Below are 12,987 nucleotides of genomic sequence, written 5' to 3' on the forward strand. Positions count from 1 at the left end.
TTTTCAAAGTACCAAACTAAAACCCAAGTTTGCAAAGTACACTGGTGGTGCTTATATTAAACTAAGTGATTGGGAGAATGCGCTTGGCTAAATACCTACTACTGTTGTTTGTTTTTTCTTATGTTTTTATAAACTCGGCTTTTGCTACTGTAAAAGTGGGCGTGACTCACTGGGTTGATTACACTAATCCGGATGAAACAGGCGTTTATATTGAATTATTAAAAGAAGTTTATGCAGATGAACAGCTCGAGTTTGATTTTAGTACTTACAAACGAATTACCAATTTATTTGAACAAAAACAGTATGACTTCGTAATTGGTGTTGCTAAAGAAGATGTTCCTTTAGCCTATTATCCTCATTGGTACTTAGATTATGATTATCCAATTAATGCCTATTTTTTAAATTCTACTAATAACTTTAATAAGTTATCTGATTTTAACAACAAAGTATTAAGCTGGCTCGACGGCTATAATTTCGATAAGTTTATTGAATACCCACACGATTATTACCCGGTGTCTACTATTGAAAACGCAGTGGCTCTGCTACTGAATAAACGTATAGATGCTTTCGTTGATTTTGACTACAACATTCCCAAAGAGTATAAATCAAAGCTTAATTATGTAGAGCTTGTACCTGCAAGGCCTATTTATTTAGCCTTTTCGAACGATGAAAAGGGCAGAGCCTTGGCGCGAAAATTTGACCAAACCATGCCAAAATTAAAATCATCGGGACGGTTGCAGGAATTATATAAATCAGATTATGACAATACGCGGTTTGCTGACTTTGACGCAAGTAAAATAAAAATCGTATTGAGTAGTAACGATGAGTCTTTGCTGCGACTGAACTCAGTTACTGAAGAAAAATCACTCGACGCACAGCTTTATGAATTAATTTTGACTGAAATGCGAGACTACAGAGTTGAGTTTGTAAAAGCGCCGAATACAAATAATGAAGTTCAATTTGGCACTAATTATTGTTATGCCAATAAAATTAACACCCCAGAACGAGCAAACCGCTATTTAATATCAAAGCCGTTTTCTTTGTATCTCGCTCCGCGACTTTATTCTCCTACTGATTTAACTGAATTTAAGCATATGAAAAATTTAGACGAGTTAGTGTCTCAAAGTGAATTAAGGTTGGGATTATCAAAATTCAGAATATTCTCCGAAGACATTATGTCTCTACTTGAAGAAGTAGATAAAACTAAAATAAAACCAGCGCCCACTAATATATTCTCTAGATTACAACAATTAGCTAAGTTGCAAGAATTTGATGCGTCTATTGAATACCCCAGCGATGTAGTCACGTATTGGCAGGATATAACAGACGCAGACATTCACTCCTTTGATTTGAAATTAAATACATCGTTTACTGTTGGGCATTTAATGTGTGAGCGTAGTGAAGAAAATATAAAATTTGTTCATGATTTTAATAATACACTCTCAAAATTAATTCAAAGCGATAAATACAAAGCGCTTATATATCACTTTGCGGCTGATTTACCTGCTGAAGAGTTTAATAAAATTTATCAGCAAGCACTGTTGGGTGAAAAGTGAGAACGCAAGCACAGCGTAGTTTTTTAACCGCTAGGGTAGGCTATTTATTATTGAAATCTTTGCTCTGAAAATTCAAACAATGGCACTGACAAGTGCCCCCGCGTCTGTAATACCTGCATCCTTCATGGCTTGGCTGATCATTTGCACGAGCGCAATTACCTGAGATTGTGTTGATGAAACGATGTTTGCTTGTGCTTCAATTTGTGCCTGTATAGCCTCGTCTTCTTGGTCCGATTGAGCTTGTAATTGAGTGAGTTGCTCTTTTTGTTCTTCAAGCAGCTGCTTGAGCTCTTTAAGTTGCTCTATCATTTTTGCAATATATTCAGGCATTTCTGAATTTGTGGTTTTTTCAGCTTTTTGCTCAGCCTCTTTTCCTGAGAGCTTATTACGCTCTCTGTCTGATAATTGATAATCAGCGTTGTCCTGATTTTTTGTTGTTTCTTTTGTTTGTTGTGCAATATTTGTTTTTTCGGCTGTAATTTTAATGTCAAAGGCTGAGTGTTTATTTAGCTGTATCACGGTTAATTATCCATAATGTTATTCGTTACCAATTTAGCTATCGGCAGGAATGCTAAAGTACTAAAGCGATAAATACAAAAAATGACATCTCATTATATATGCTCACTTCGATAATTATGCCTCTTATCGCTTATGTATTTACCAACCTCTAAATTTATTTTTTATTTTAAATTATATAATTTTTATATTGACACACTGAGTGCTTATTACTACATTTGTAATAGTTGAAAACTACAGTTGTAGTAATAGAGGTTAAAATGAAACTTAGTGAATTTGAATTAGACATAATGCAGTTGCTTTGGCAGCACGAGCCTTGTACTGCTAGCCAGTTACATAAAGCCCTACTTGCTGATACAAAAAAAGATAAGCAAGTAGCTTACACCACAGTAAAAACAATCGTTGATAGGTTAGAACAAAAACAAGCGATAGCTCGCTGCGGGCAAGAGGGGAGAGCGATTGTATTTAAATCAGTGATCACTCAAAGCGCATTTTCAGCACAAGCAATGCCTAGCTTCATGCAGCGTTTTTTTAAAGGTAACTCTCGCAGCTTAATTGCCCACTTTATTAAAGAAGAAAAGCTGAATGACGAGGATATTGAGTACCTACAATCGTTATTGAAAAATAAAAAGCAAGATTAAAGGAGAAGGCTATGATGGATTATTTTGTAACTTGCACAATTATTAGTGTGTGTTGTTTGCTTGCATCATTAGGGATGAAAAGTGCCCCTTCTAGATTAAATTTTTACGTAATAATGCTGGCTTTAATAGCCTGGTTTGTTCCTTGGCAATACTTTTCTCAATTGCCATTATTTGAAAGTACATCGCAATATACTGTTAATGTTGCTGAGTTTAGTTTTTTAAATACGTTAATAGCCCCTACCAGTGCGCAGGTCATAACATCAGAAAGTAGCATTATTGCACCAGTGAGTTGGTTACCATCATTAAACCATATTTTTAGTGTATTGCTGTTTAGTGGAATTGGCTTGTTTACATTGCGTGTTGCTATGTATGTAAAGTTAGTCAAAAACTTAAAAGCTAACTCAAGCTTATATAGCACTTCAAAACGAGAAAACTGTATATACCCAATAAGATTCACCTCAATTGGAGGGCCTGCTTTTGCAACAGGATTAGTCAATCCGGTTGTTTGGCTTACTCCTGAGATGGAAAATCGAAAAGAATTAAACTCTGTTATTGAGCACGAATTAACGCACTTACAACAAGGTGATATTTATTGGACATGGCTAATTTGCTTTATAGAAAGTGTTTTTTGGTGGAACCCAATATGCTCAAAACTAGCGCGTTTGGCAAAAGAGCAGTTAGAGCTTAGTTGTGACGAAAAATGTATGCGTAAACTCAAAGGTAAGTATCAGTTAGATTTAGCCAGTTTGTTACTCTCTGAGCATGAAAAAAAATCTAAATATAACTTTTTCACTCCCCCTCTTTTGAATATTGAACACTCAAAGAGTTTTAATATTCAAAGGATTAAAATGTTAAACAAGGAAAAAACAATGAAAAGTAAACATATGGTAATGGCTTTGGCTGCACTGTCTTTTAGCGCGTTGGCAGCAGCACAAATTGTTGATGAAAATCCAAAGAATGAACAACATAGTGCGCAAAAACAGCCCGCAGCTAGTAATCAGTATAACCAACAGTTAGCGCAACTTTTAGAGGTAGCTGGTGATGCAAAAAGTGATCAACCAACACAACTAATACAAACGGCAAAAAATATTCAAAAATGGTATGCAAATAGAGATGTGCTAACAGGTTTTGAAGAGGGAGAAATTAAATTAGAAAGTTATACTTTACTAGTTCATATTTTTTCTAAACTTGAACAATATGAAGATATTTTAAGTGCTTACGAAACATGGTACCCAGCAGGTAGTAATCCGCCATATTTTACAAAAAACTCACTTGCTCATGCCTACATACAACTAGGTCGTTATGAACTGGCTATTGCTGAGTTAGAGGAATTATCTAAAGAGCTTAACGGTAACTTACACGCAGGATCTGCTGGAAACTTAGCATTAGCTTATATTTATAGCGCAGATTACGATAAAGCATTAGACACACTGCAACAAGCTAGTTTAGAGGGAAGTGCTTATGGTGATGTTTTAAAATACTACATTTTTGATCAGCAAAATAATCAAACAAAAATGGCTGAGTTAAAAGGACGTTTACCAGCAGCCTTTGCGGTAACACCGGCTCTACTTCCTCGAGTAGGTATTCCACAATCACCGTTATTAGCTAAATTATAAATAAGCAAATACAAAAAAGCGTTGCCCTTGAGCAACGCTTTTTTTATCTTGTTTAGCCTTTAGCCTTTAGCCTTTAGCCTTTAGCCTTTAGCCTTTAGCCTTTAGCCTTTATTCAGCGGCTAAATAGTCCAACACCACTTGGTGATGATCTTTGGTTTTAAATTTATCAAACAAGTGTTTAATTTTACCGTCTTGGCCTACTAAGAAAGTAAGGCGGTGAATACCATCATATTCTTTGCCCATAAATTTTTTGTAGCCCCACACCCCAAATGCCTCAGCAATGGCATGATCTTCGTCAGAAAGTAAGTCAAAGTTAAGCTCTTTTTTAGTTTCAAAGTTTTTAAGGCGCTTAATTGGATCTGGGCTTATGCCAACCACGTGAGTGTTAAATTTAGCAAGCTCGGCTTGTTGATCACGCAGGTTTTCGGCTTGTACGGTACAGCCAGGCGTTGACGCTTTAGGGTAAAAGTATACCAGCACTTGTTTTTCTTTTAATAACTCGCTGAGCACAACGGTTTCGTCATTTTGGTTTTGTAAGCTAAAAGCCGGTGCTGTGTCGCCACTTTGTAATGGGGTAATTTTGTTCATGCTAAACTCCTTAGCGAATACGTCGAAAGATGTAATCTACGTTTAAAACGTGCGAAAGGTTTTCAAAACTAATTTTAAATTGGTCAATGTCAACGTCAACGGGAATATTAAATTCAAGTTCACAGCGCATTTTAAGTTCAGTTTCTTCTTCGTAGGTATCTGACTTTAATGAGCAAATATTAATATTATTATCGGCAAAAAAGCGTGTTACTTTACTCAAGGTGCCAGGGGTGTCTATGCCAGTGTATTCTAGGGTGTAGCCTGCACAAAACTCGCTTTGATTATGGCTTGAAGTGCGTTTCATCATAGTAAGCAGGCCAAGCTCCATACCTTTGGTAGGGAGTGTATGCTCAATACGGCTAATGGCCGACATATCACCGCTCAGTAGCATAATAAAAGTAAGTTCGTTGCCTAAAATAGCAATGCGACTATCTATTATATTACAGTGGCAATCACTGACGAGTTGCGTAAGCTCACTAACGATGCCCGATCTATCTTCGCCAATTGCGGTTAAAACAATTTGATGATTTGAAAATGCAGTCATGGGTTTTAAAGTACCTAAGTTACTTGGATGATAACAACCGACTTGGCAACAAAAAATAAACACGTAGCGTTGCACGGCGGCAAAGTTTAACACAAAACCCGCGTTAAACTACAGCGACGGTTAATTTTAGGCGGTTAATAGTGCAGTGTTTCTTGTTTTTACAAGCTTGTGAAAGTACCATAGCAAAAATGTGTCTATTTGTAGCCTAGTCTGTTGGTCATCTTGTTGGCTTAATGCAGTTAGATAAGCAAATTATAAATGTAAAGTTAATATTGATTTTACACTGAACCAAATCGGTATTACCCACTCATATATTTGTTAAAACAATTAAGGGTATGCTAAGGAGAATTATCTGTGCAGTATTGGATCCCAAAAGCACTAGCAGTAAGTGTATTGGTAAGTTTGTCAGGGTGTAGTGTATTTACGAGTGATGCCCATAATGAGCGTAATTACCGCGCTCATGAGCCGGTTAAAACACCTGCTTCGTTATCACAACCCGCTCAAGATCCTGTTTATAAGATGGATGTGGGTCAATATGATAATAATCCGGAGGCAACAAACTATCGCCCGCCGGCGCAAGTGTTAACCATTGCTAAAGGCAGTTGGGTTGAGGAAGCAGATAAACAAGCACGTATTTATTTTGATAAAAATGATGGCATTGACGATTTAGATGTATTCATTTGGGACTCGATTCAAGCAGTGCTTGCTGATAACAACATTAGCGCGACACAACAAAACAAAATGCAAGGAACACTGGAAACAGATTGGTACGCCATTGTTAAGCCAGAAGAAAGCTGGTTATGGGGCGATGATGAAAGTGTTGATTTAGAACGTTTTAAATTTACTATTGAAGAAAAAGAGCATCAACGCACAGCATCATTAACGGCTGAGCTTATTGATTTCAAAGGTGATAAACCTCTGACTGATTTATTAAAACAACAGCTAGAAGTGCGCGCCCTTAATCAAGTGGTGAGTGAATTTGATTATCGCTATCGTCAACTTGAAGTTGATATGCGTAAGCGCCAAGGAATAATTTCATTAGAACTTGGATTTGACAATAAAGGCAATGCAGCACTTGTTACTGAGCAGGCTTACGATACGGTATTCGATCGCTTTTCTGGATTCTTAGAGCGCTTATCTTTTACTATTGTTGAAATAAACCAAGAGACAGGTTTAATTACAGCAGATTATGCGAAAGTAGAAAGCAGTGTGTGGGATTCAATTTGGGGCGATGAACCAACAGAGCTTCCAATTGATGAAGGTCAATACCAAATTTTGGTTAGCAAAACCAAGCAAGGTGGCACCAGTCTAACGTGGATGGATGACAAAGGCGAAACGCTTGAACCAGGTACCATGAATGGTTTGCAACAAGCATTAGAAGCGGCGTTAATTAAGCGTGGTATTAAGATTTAATAATTATAAATATTTACCACAAAAAGAGCACTTAGCTCTTTTTGTGGTTTTTACAGGTTGAAAATATGTCTCAGTTAGATTCATCACGCCCAGCACCCGTTCAAAAAAGTTATGATTTGAAAGTTTGGTTGGTTTTTTTAATTCCTTCTTTAATCGGTGTGTTTTTGTTTATGACGCCAGTACCGTCTGGTGAAATAATGACGATCCCTATCGCGGTAATGGCCAAGGCAATTCAAGCCTCATTCAGTGAAATAGCGCTAGGGCTAATAGCTACCATTATTTGTATTACTGGCGTTATGTCGCTGGTGTTTAGTGTCTTTAAACCGAAAAGCTTAACCAAATTTCGCTTATTAAATCATTTGTTTAATGTGAGTTGGATTTGGTTAGTAACGCGGTTGTTTGGTATGGCGTTTGTGCTTTTAACTTATTTTCAAGTTGGGCCGCATGCTATTACCTCAGAAAATACTGGCTTGCTAGTATTAAAAGATTTATTGCCGGTGTTGTTTTCGGTGTTCATTTTAGCGGGCTTGTTACTGCCGTTATTACTTAATTTTGGTTTACTTGAGCTAGTGGGTACCTTACTTACTAAAGTAATGCGTCCATTATTTGGGGTGCCAGGGCGCAGCGCAGTTAACTGTGTTGCTTCATGGTTAGGTGATGGTAGCGTGGGTATTTTAATGACCGCGCGTCAGTATGAAGATAAATATTATACTCAACGTGAAGCTGCGATTATTGGTACCACTTTCTCTGCTGTATCAATTACCTTTTGTTTGGTTGTTATTGGCCAAGTAAAGCTTGAATACTTATTTGCACCTTTTTACCTAACCGTGTGTTTAGCGGGTGTAGTGGCCGCAATAATTGTTCCGCGTTTACCACCACTGCGTTTTAAAAAGGACGTGCTTATTGATGGTGAACAACCTGATGGCAACGCCGAGCTAGTTCCTGAAGGCAAAACATTATTTAAGCATTCACTTGATGTTGCATTAACTAAAGCAGAAAAAGCACCAGGCTTAAAAGGCACAATTGAAGAGGGCTTACACAACGCATTCGATATGGTGTTTGCAGTATTACCTGTGGTAATGGCTGTGGGTACATTTGCTTTAATTATTGCTGAGTACACGCCGATATTTCAATATTTAGGTATGCCGTTTATTCCATTTTTAGAATTACTACAAATACCTGAAGCTGAAATGGCGGCGCAAACGATTATGGTGGGATTTGCAGATATGTTTATTCCGTCTATTTTAGCCGCAGGCTCAATTGAAAGCGATGTAACACGTTTTATTATTGCGGCAATGAGTGTAACGCAACTTATTTATATGTCTGAAGTGGGCGCACTTTTATTAGGTAGTAAAATACCGGTTAATATTTTTGAGTTATTTATTATTTTTATTCTCAGAACTTTAGTAACCTTGCCAGTTATTGCCTTAATGGCGCACTGGTTAGTTGGCTAAGTAATGATTTAAACGAAAAAAGCCCTGATTATTCAGGGCTTTTTTGTTTCTCTTTTTTGCCTAGATGAACTTGATACTGAGTGTTTAAACTCGCTTTTTGCACTTAAGCGCAGCAGTGCTAAATTGCCGATAACAATAGCTAGTACAATCGAGATAACGAGTACGATTTGCCAAATTTGCATTACGATGCTCTTATATTTTATTAAGCGGTTATTATGACCACATTAAATAAAAGCTGCAATGCTCTCTAGGGCTGTAAATAAGCAATTAGAAACGTTGTGCCACCGACAAGGTTAAAAAGTTAATCCCTGGGTTCGGCGATTTAAATCCGGCGTTTGAATAGTGAATAATTCGCAGCGCTACATTGGTTTCACCAAAATCCGCCACTAGACCTATTCTGTCTTCAAACTGGTAGTGAGTACTTAGGTTTTTATCGGCAAAATAGCGTTCATCAAGTAAGGAAAAACCAATACCAGCCTCTACATAAAATGGCGTATTGTATAGGCTAAATGCTGGGAACTGCACTACTGGCGAAACAGCTAACACCAGGTTTGATTGTGACTGTTGATCATGGCGGTAATGCCACAGGTTAATGCTGCTTTCAAGGTAAAAGCGGGCATCACCCACAAAGTTTTGCGCACCCTCTGGATGATACTGATACGCAAGCTTTACTCCAGTTACATTGCCTTCGCCTTTTAATAAGTCTACAGCGTAGCCATGGTTTGGGGATGCATAGGCTGCATGAGTTGTCAGTAAAAATAAACAAAAAACAATAATAGAAATCATATTATATGAGGTTTTCATAATGGCCAACTACGGGGGAAATTAAATTAGTAATTAAATGATAAGGGCGGTGAATTACTGTTTTCAATGAGGACAAAAATCCGCTTGTAGATGGCTTGTTAACTGAACACTTTAACTGATTGAATTTATTTAACTAATTATATTGGTGCTAATTTGGCATTAATAAGGTGCTTATTTATGCCTTTTTTGTTGCCTGTTATTTGCGTAAATTACGCTAAACTTAATTATTTAAACTATCCATTTATTATGAAACTTATAAAGCTTTTAGTGGTTGTTGCTGTTTTTTTCAGTAGTGCTTTGTATGCACAAACTCAGCCGTCACCTAAACAATTATTGCAAACTGTAGCCGAATCATTATTTAACGATATTGGGCAGGTAAATGCGCAAGGTAATGCCAGCAAAGAAGCGATGTCTTTAATTGTTGAGCAGCGTTTGATGCCACATATTGATATTAAGTTTGTGTCGTTTAAATTATTAGGTAAACATATTAAAGGTATCAACCGCGAGCAGGGCGTTGCGTTTATTGGTGCGGTAGAGCATTACTTAACGGGTACTTATGCGAGTGCACTAATGAAGTATACAGGGCAAGATGTAATATTTGAGCAAGACGCCGCAGCAAGCGACTCTAAATTTGCCACTGTTAAAACGCAAATTATTGAAACTAATAAACCCACCATAGATCTGCACTTTAAACTGCGTTTGGGGAATGATCAGCAATGGAAAGTATACGATATTGTTGCTGAGGGAATTTCGTTACTCAGTGCTAAGCAAAAAGAGATCATTCAACGAATTTCTGATGTGGGATTAGACCAAGTCACAGCAGAACTGCAGCAAAGTTAGTTCCTTTGCAATTAAAAGCTCCAACCGTAAAAGCAGCTGATGGCGCATGTCGTTAGCTGCTTTTGTATTTTGGTCTATATTGCATGAGTTTACGCTAGCTTGACTACCAAGCTGTGTTAGAATATCGACTTCTTTGATTAAGCGTGGTGTCAGCTAAAAACTGTTATAACTGACCACTCACCCGAGCTACACTGGAGTTGTGTTGTTTTAATGGAAAATGTACTAATTTGGCCAAAGGAATACCCGTTATTGGTCAAAGGGCTGGTTGAACAAAACGGTGCCTTCATTTTAGATGCTTTAGAAGCTTGGCCTGCCTGTCGCTCTACTGAAGAAGATGATGGTGTTTGTACTACGGTTTTGCCCCCAATTTATTATTTAACCTGGTTAACCCCCCTAGAGCCGTTTGAAGAATGTTATTTTCAGCATATCTGTGAATATGATGAAGATGCACAAGTCTATATTGCTGCACTTAAAGAGCATTATTTTGCCAATGATTACAGTATAGAAAATATTGTTTTAATGTTGTGTCAGCGACTTGAAAAATACGCAAGTGTATCGGCACAAAATAATATTGAAACGCCGCTTTCATTAATCAGTCTGTTTTTTAGTAAACGTTTTTTTACTTTGATAGAACATGCGCTTGAACAGGGTGCTAAGCTGTCAGCTGCAGATACCTTATCTATTTGGCAAGAGGTCGACTTTAGAGAGCGTTTAAGTGCGCATATTCCTCAGTCGATTGCAGACATTGAATATTTAGCAGAGCTTACTAGCGAAAAGGTAGCTGCAGGCAAAGATTACTTTACTTTATTAACTCAGGTTTCGCCTGATGTTGATTCTATTGTGTTGTTAGAAAATGCCTTACTTGCCCATTTAAACAAGAAAAAAGCTAAGCAAACCATGGCCATGCGCTTTATTGAACAAGGTGCGACGGGTACCTTGACCGATGAAGATAACAAAACAGCATTTATGTGGGCTGCAGAAAAAGGCTATGTAAATGTAATAGAAATGCTCCTGCAATACCAAGATAAAAAAGTCGTAGACATTAAAGGTAATACAGCGCTGCATTACGCGGTGATGAGTAAAAATGAATCGTTAATGATTTTATTGCTTAAAGCAGGGTATGATTTTAGAGCGCGTAATAACGACGGATTAAGTTGTTACCGTTTAGCTGTAAGCATCAAAGCCAGTAACTTAGTTAAATGCCTTGAACGTGATTTTGGTATTAAAGAATTATCGCCAGAAGGGCAGTTAGATCGAATTAAAAAAGTGCATGTATTACATGCGGTTGTGGCTTTATTGTTACCGCTACAGTTGTTTTTCTTTTTTGATGAAAATATCACTATAAAAAGTGAGCTCACTCTTTTTATGACCATGACGGCGGTGGTGTGTTTTTTCTTTGCAACAAATTTAAAGCGCTGTTCGTTGTATCCGCACGTAAAGCACCCTTGGGGGTTGTTTTTATTAAGAATGATGTCGGTTTTTAGCCTTGTATCCCAGCTAGGTTTAGCGTGTATAGTGGGACTAGCAGCTTTAAGTGAGTTAGTTTAACCACTTACTTAATTATAAAAAAACGCGCTAATAAAGCGCGTTTTTTATGTTCTGAGCTGATAGCTATGAGTTGTTTTTATCGTGTTCATGCGCTGCTTTTTCTTCAGCAAGTTCATCTTTAAGCTTACGAATTTTAAGTCCAAGCTCTTGTCCTCTATGGCGTGCATAGTAAGTACAGCCAATAAACATAGATGAGGCAAATAGTAACTCTAGCAATACCCATACTAACTCATCTTGAGCAACCCATAGCAATGTAAAACCATGGATAAAATAAAACATAACAATGAAGTTAGCCCATGCATAGGTGTAGGTTTTATCTTGTAGTATGCCTTTTAAAGGTAATAATAGCGGTAGCACATAGACTAAAAATAGAAAGGCGTCACTGTGACCCTCTCTCGGTGCTAACACAAACATCCATAGTGGCATTAAAATAAGCAGGCCAAAATAACCAAATAGGGCTAGGCGCTGAAATTTTACGGTCACTGGCTTTTTAGCAGACTCGCTATTTTGGGTCATTTAAGTTTACTCGCTACTTGAGTCAAGCGTTTGCCTACGCTTTGACATATTTTAATTTCATCTTTACTTAGGGTAGAGCTGTTACTGCTGCCTGCTACGTGGGAAGCGCCGTAAGGTGTGCCTCCTGTCTCGGTGCCAAGTAACTCTGGTACATCGTAAGGTACCCCCATTAACATCATCCCGTGATGCAATAACGGCAGTGATAAGTTTAGTAGGGTTGCTTCATTGCCCCCATGCATACTACTCGATGATGAGAACACACAAGCAGGTTTATCGATAAGTTGACCTTTAAGCCAAAGATCGCTGGTGGTTTCCCAGAATGTCTTTGCTTGTGCGGCCATCATGCCAAAGCGGGTTGGCGTACCAAACGCAAGCCCATCACAGGCAACTAAATCGTCTTTACTGATCACAATGTCATGCGGGTTTTTAGCTACAAACGTACGCAGCAAGGCGGTTGCGCCTTGTTGTTCTATTGATTCTGCTATTTCATGCGCCATGGCTTCTACCGAGCCATGGCTTGAGTGGTACAGCACCACGATGGTTGTGCTCATTATAGAACGCTTAATACGTTTTCAGGCGGGCGACCTAGTGCTGCTTTATTGTTATTTACTACAATTGGGCGCTCAATTAGTTTTGGGTTGTCGACCATAGCGTCAATAAGCACCGACTCGCTATTTTCATCTTTTAAATTCAGTGCTTTATATTGTTCTTCTTTGGTGCGCATTAAATCTCGGGCCGAATTAAACCCCAGTTGAGAAACTAAGGTACTAATTTGCTCATGAGAAAGCGGTGTTTTTAAGTATTCAACAACACTCGGTTCGATGTTTTTACTTTGTAATAGGTTAAGGGTTTCGCGCGATTTTGAACAACGCGGATTGTGATAAATAGTAACTGACATAAAAAGTACATCCAAAGTATAAATTGCGGCTATTTTAGGTGAACTCACTAAAG

The 12,987-nt window shown here is 37.9% G+C and carries 15 protein-coding genes; 7 read left to right on the forward strand and 8 right to left on the reverse strand.

What is annotated here, in order from left to right; translation table 11 throughout:
- The first annotated feature begins 77 nt into the window (after positions 1 to 77).
- Entirely contained in the window at positions 78 to 1,556 is a 1,479-nt protein-coding gene (locus MTF66_RS33530) for an ABC transporter substrate-binding protein (RefSeq protein WP_138622822.1), read from the forward strand.
- A gap of 72 nt (positions 1,557 to 1,628) precedes the next feature.
- On the opposite strand, the gene MTF66_RS33535 is transcribed toward MTF66_RS33530, so the two are convergent.
- Positions 1,629 to 2,075: a hypothetical protein gene (locus MTF66_RS33535; protein ID WP_138622824.1), complete on the reverse strand. Its 447-nt coding sequence runs from the start codon at positions 2,073 to 2,075 to the stop codon at positions 1,629 to 1,631.
- A 257-nt stretch (positions 2,076 to 2,332) separates the two neighbouring features.
- Between MTF66_RS33535 and MTF66_RS33540 the strand changes: the two genes are divergently transcribed.
- A complete protein-coding gene (locus MTF66_RS33540; RefSeq protein ID WP_028835022.1) occupies positions 2,333 to 2,713 on the forward strand; it encodes a BlaI/MecI/CopY family transcriptional regulator in 381 nt (126 codons plus the stop codon).
- A gap of 14 nt (positions 2,714 to 2,727) precedes the next feature.
- Positions 2,728 to 4,329 (forward strand): M56 family metallopeptidase, encoded by a 1,602-nt coding sequence (locus MTF66_RS33545; protein ID WP_248529974.1) that lies wholly within the window; start codon positions 2,728 to 2,730, stop codon positions 4,327 to 4,329.
- Positions 4,330 to 4,437: 108 nt separating this feature from the next.
- On the opposite strand, the gene bcp is transcribed toward MTF66_RS33545, so the two are convergent.
- Together bcp and MTF66_RS33555 are read right to left on the reverse strand one after the other, a co-directional pair.
- On the reverse strand, positions 4,438 to 4,917 hold the full coding sequence (bcp, locus tag MTF66_RS33550; protein WP_024601114.1) for a thioredoxin-dependent thiol peroxidase: 480 nt from the start codon (positions 4,915 to 4,917) through the stop codon (positions 4,438 to 4,440).
- Positions 4,918 to 4,927: 10 nt separating this feature from the next.
- On the reverse strand, positions 4,928 to 5,461 hold the full coding sequence (locus tag MTF66_RS33555) for a glycine cleavage system protein R (RefSeq protein WP_008464556.1): 534 nt from the start codon (positions 5,459 to 5,461) through the stop codon (positions 4,928 to 4,930).
- A gap of 354 nt (positions 5,462 to 5,815) precedes the next feature.
- Here MTF66_RS33555 and bamC point away from each other — a divergent pair, with 354 nt between their 5' ends.
- Entirely contained in the window at positions 5,816 to 6,874 is a 1,059-nt protein-coding gene (gene bamC / locus MTF66_RS33560) for an outer membrane protein assembly factor BamC (protein WP_008112982.1), read from the forward strand.
- A 65-nt stretch (positions 6,875 to 6,939) separates the two neighbouring features.
- Positions 6,940 to 8,328 carry a YjiH family protein gene (locus tag MTF66_RS33565; RefSeq protein WP_055013242.1) on the forward strand — a complete coding sequence of 463 codons (1,389 nt, stop codon included), beginning with the start codon at positions 6,940 to 6,942 and terminating at the stop codon, positions 8,326 to 8,328.
- A gap of 32 nt (positions 8,329 to 8,360) precedes the next feature.
- On the opposite strand, the gene MTF66_RS33570 is transcribed toward MTF66_RS33565, so the two are convergent.
- The gene (locus tag MTF66_RS33570) at positions 8,361 to 8,510 is read right to left on the reverse strand and encodes a DUF2897 family protein (RefSeq protein WP_138570659.1); all 150 of its coding nucleotides are present in this window, start codon (positions 8,508 to 8,510) and stop codon (positions 8,361 to 8,363) included.
- Between the two features lie 85 nt (positions 8,511 to 8,595).
- Entirely contained in the window at positions 8,596 to 9,132 is a 537-nt protein-coding gene (locus MTF66_RS33575; RefSeq protein WP_010388480.1) for an acyloxyacyl hydrolase, read from the reverse strand.
- 246 nt (positions 9,133 to 9,378) lie between these two features.
- Between MTF66_RS33575 and MTF66_RS33580 the strand changes: the two genes are divergently transcribed.
- Complete coding sequence (locus MTF66_RS33580; protein ID WP_036932808.1) at positions 9,379 to 9,972, forward strand: phospholipid-binding protein MlaC; 594 nt, start codon at positions 9,379 to 9,381, stop codon at positions 9,970 to 9,972.
- Between the two features lie 210 nt (positions 9,973 to 10,182).
- Positions 10,183 to 11,520: an ankyrin repeat domain-containing protein gene (locus MTF66_RS33585; RefSeq protein ID WP_248529964.1), complete on the forward strand. Its 1,338-nt coding sequence runs from the start codon at positions 10,183 to 10,185 to the stop codon at positions 11,518 to 11,520.
- A gap of 63 nt (positions 11,521 to 11,583) precedes the next feature.
- On the opposite strand, the gene MTF66_RS33590 is transcribed toward MTF66_RS33585, so the two are convergent.
- The 3 genes from MTF66_RS33590 to arsC are packed head-to-tail and all read right to left on the reverse strand — an operon-like array spanning position 11,584 to position 12,934.
- Positions 11,584 to 12,036, reverse strand: a complete 453-nt coding sequence (locus MTF66_RS33590; protein WP_008464564.1) for a DUF2069 domain-containing protein — start codon at positions 12,034 to 12,036, stop codon at positions 11,584 to 11,586.
- A complete protein-coding gene (gene wrbA / locus MTF66_RS33595; protein WP_008112996.1) occupies positions 12,033 to 12,587 on the reverse strand; it encodes an NAD(P)H:quinone oxidoreductase in 555 nt (184 codons plus the stop codon). The genes MTF66_RS33590 and wrbA overlap by 4 nt, the downstream gene beginning before the upstream one ends.
- Complete coding sequence (arsC, locus tag MTF66_RS33600; protein ID WP_248529965.1) at positions 12,587 to 12,934, reverse strand: arsenate reductase (glutaredoxin); 348 nt, start codon at positions 12,932 to 12,934, stop codon at positions 12,587 to 12,589. The genes wrbA and arsC overlap by 1 nt, the downstream gene beginning before the upstream one ends.
- Between the last annotated feature and the right edge of the window lie 53 nt (positions 12,935 to 12,987).

The organism is Pseudoalteromonas sp. 2CM39R (assembly GCF_023161845.1).

What these genes read in the sequence shown, in the direction of transcription:
- MTF66_RS33530 (WP_138622822.1), top strand. Translation starts at nt 78, where the DNA reads ATGCGCTTGGCTAAATACCTACTACTGTTGTTTGTTTTTTCTTATGTT.
- MTF66_RS33540 (WP_028835022.1), top strand. Translation starts at nt 2,333, where the DNA reads ATGAAACTTAGTGAATTTGAATTAGACATAATGCAGTTGCTTTGGCAG.
- MTF66_RS33545 (WP_248529974.1), top strand. Translation starts at nt 2,728, where the DNA reads ATGGATTATTTTGTAACTTGCACAATTATTAGTGTGTGTTGTTTGCTT.
- bcp (WP_024601114.1), bottom strand. Translation starts at nt 4,917, where the DNA reads ATGAACAAAATTACCCCATTACAAAGTGGCGACACAGCACCGGCTTTT.
- MTF66_RS33555 (WP_008464556.1), bottom strand. Translation starts at nt 5,461, where the DNA reads ATGACTGCATTTTCAAATCATCAAATTGTTTTAACCGCAATTGGCGAA.
- MTF66_RS33565 (WP_055013242.1), top strand. Translation starts at nt 6,940, where the DNA reads ATGTCTCAGTTAGATTCATCACGCCCAGCACCCGTTCAAAAAAGTTAT.
- MTF66_RS33570 (WP_138570659.1), bottom strand. Translation starts at nt 8,510, where the DNA reads ATGCAAATTTGGCAAATCGTACTCGTTATCTCGATTGTACTAGCTATT.
- MTF66_RS33575 (WP_010388480.1), bottom strand. Translation starts at nt 9,132, where the DNA reads ATGAAAACCTCATATAATATGATTTCTATTATTGTTTTTTGTTTATTT.
- MTF66_RS33580 (WP_036932808.1), top strand. Translation starts at nt 9,379, where the DNA reads ATGAAACTTATAAAGCTTTTAGTGGTTGTTGCTGTTTTTTTCAGTAGT.
- MTF66_RS33585 (WP_248529964.1), top strand. Translation starts at nt 10,183, where the DNA reads ATGGAAAATGTACTAATTTGGCCAAAGGAATACCCGTTATTGGTCAAA.
- MTF66_RS33590 (WP_008464564.1), bottom strand. Translation starts at nt 12,036, where the DNA reads ATGACCCAAAATAGCGAGTCTGCTAAAAAGCCAGTGACCGTAAAATTT.
- wrbA (WP_008112996.1), bottom strand. Translation starts at nt 12,587, where the DNA reads ATGAGCACAACCATCGTGGTGCTGTACCACTCAAGCCATGGCTCGGTA.
- arsC (WP_248529965.1), bottom strand. Translation starts at nt 12,934, where the DNA reads ATGTCAGTTACTATTTATCACAATCCGCGTTGTTCAAAATCGCGCGAA.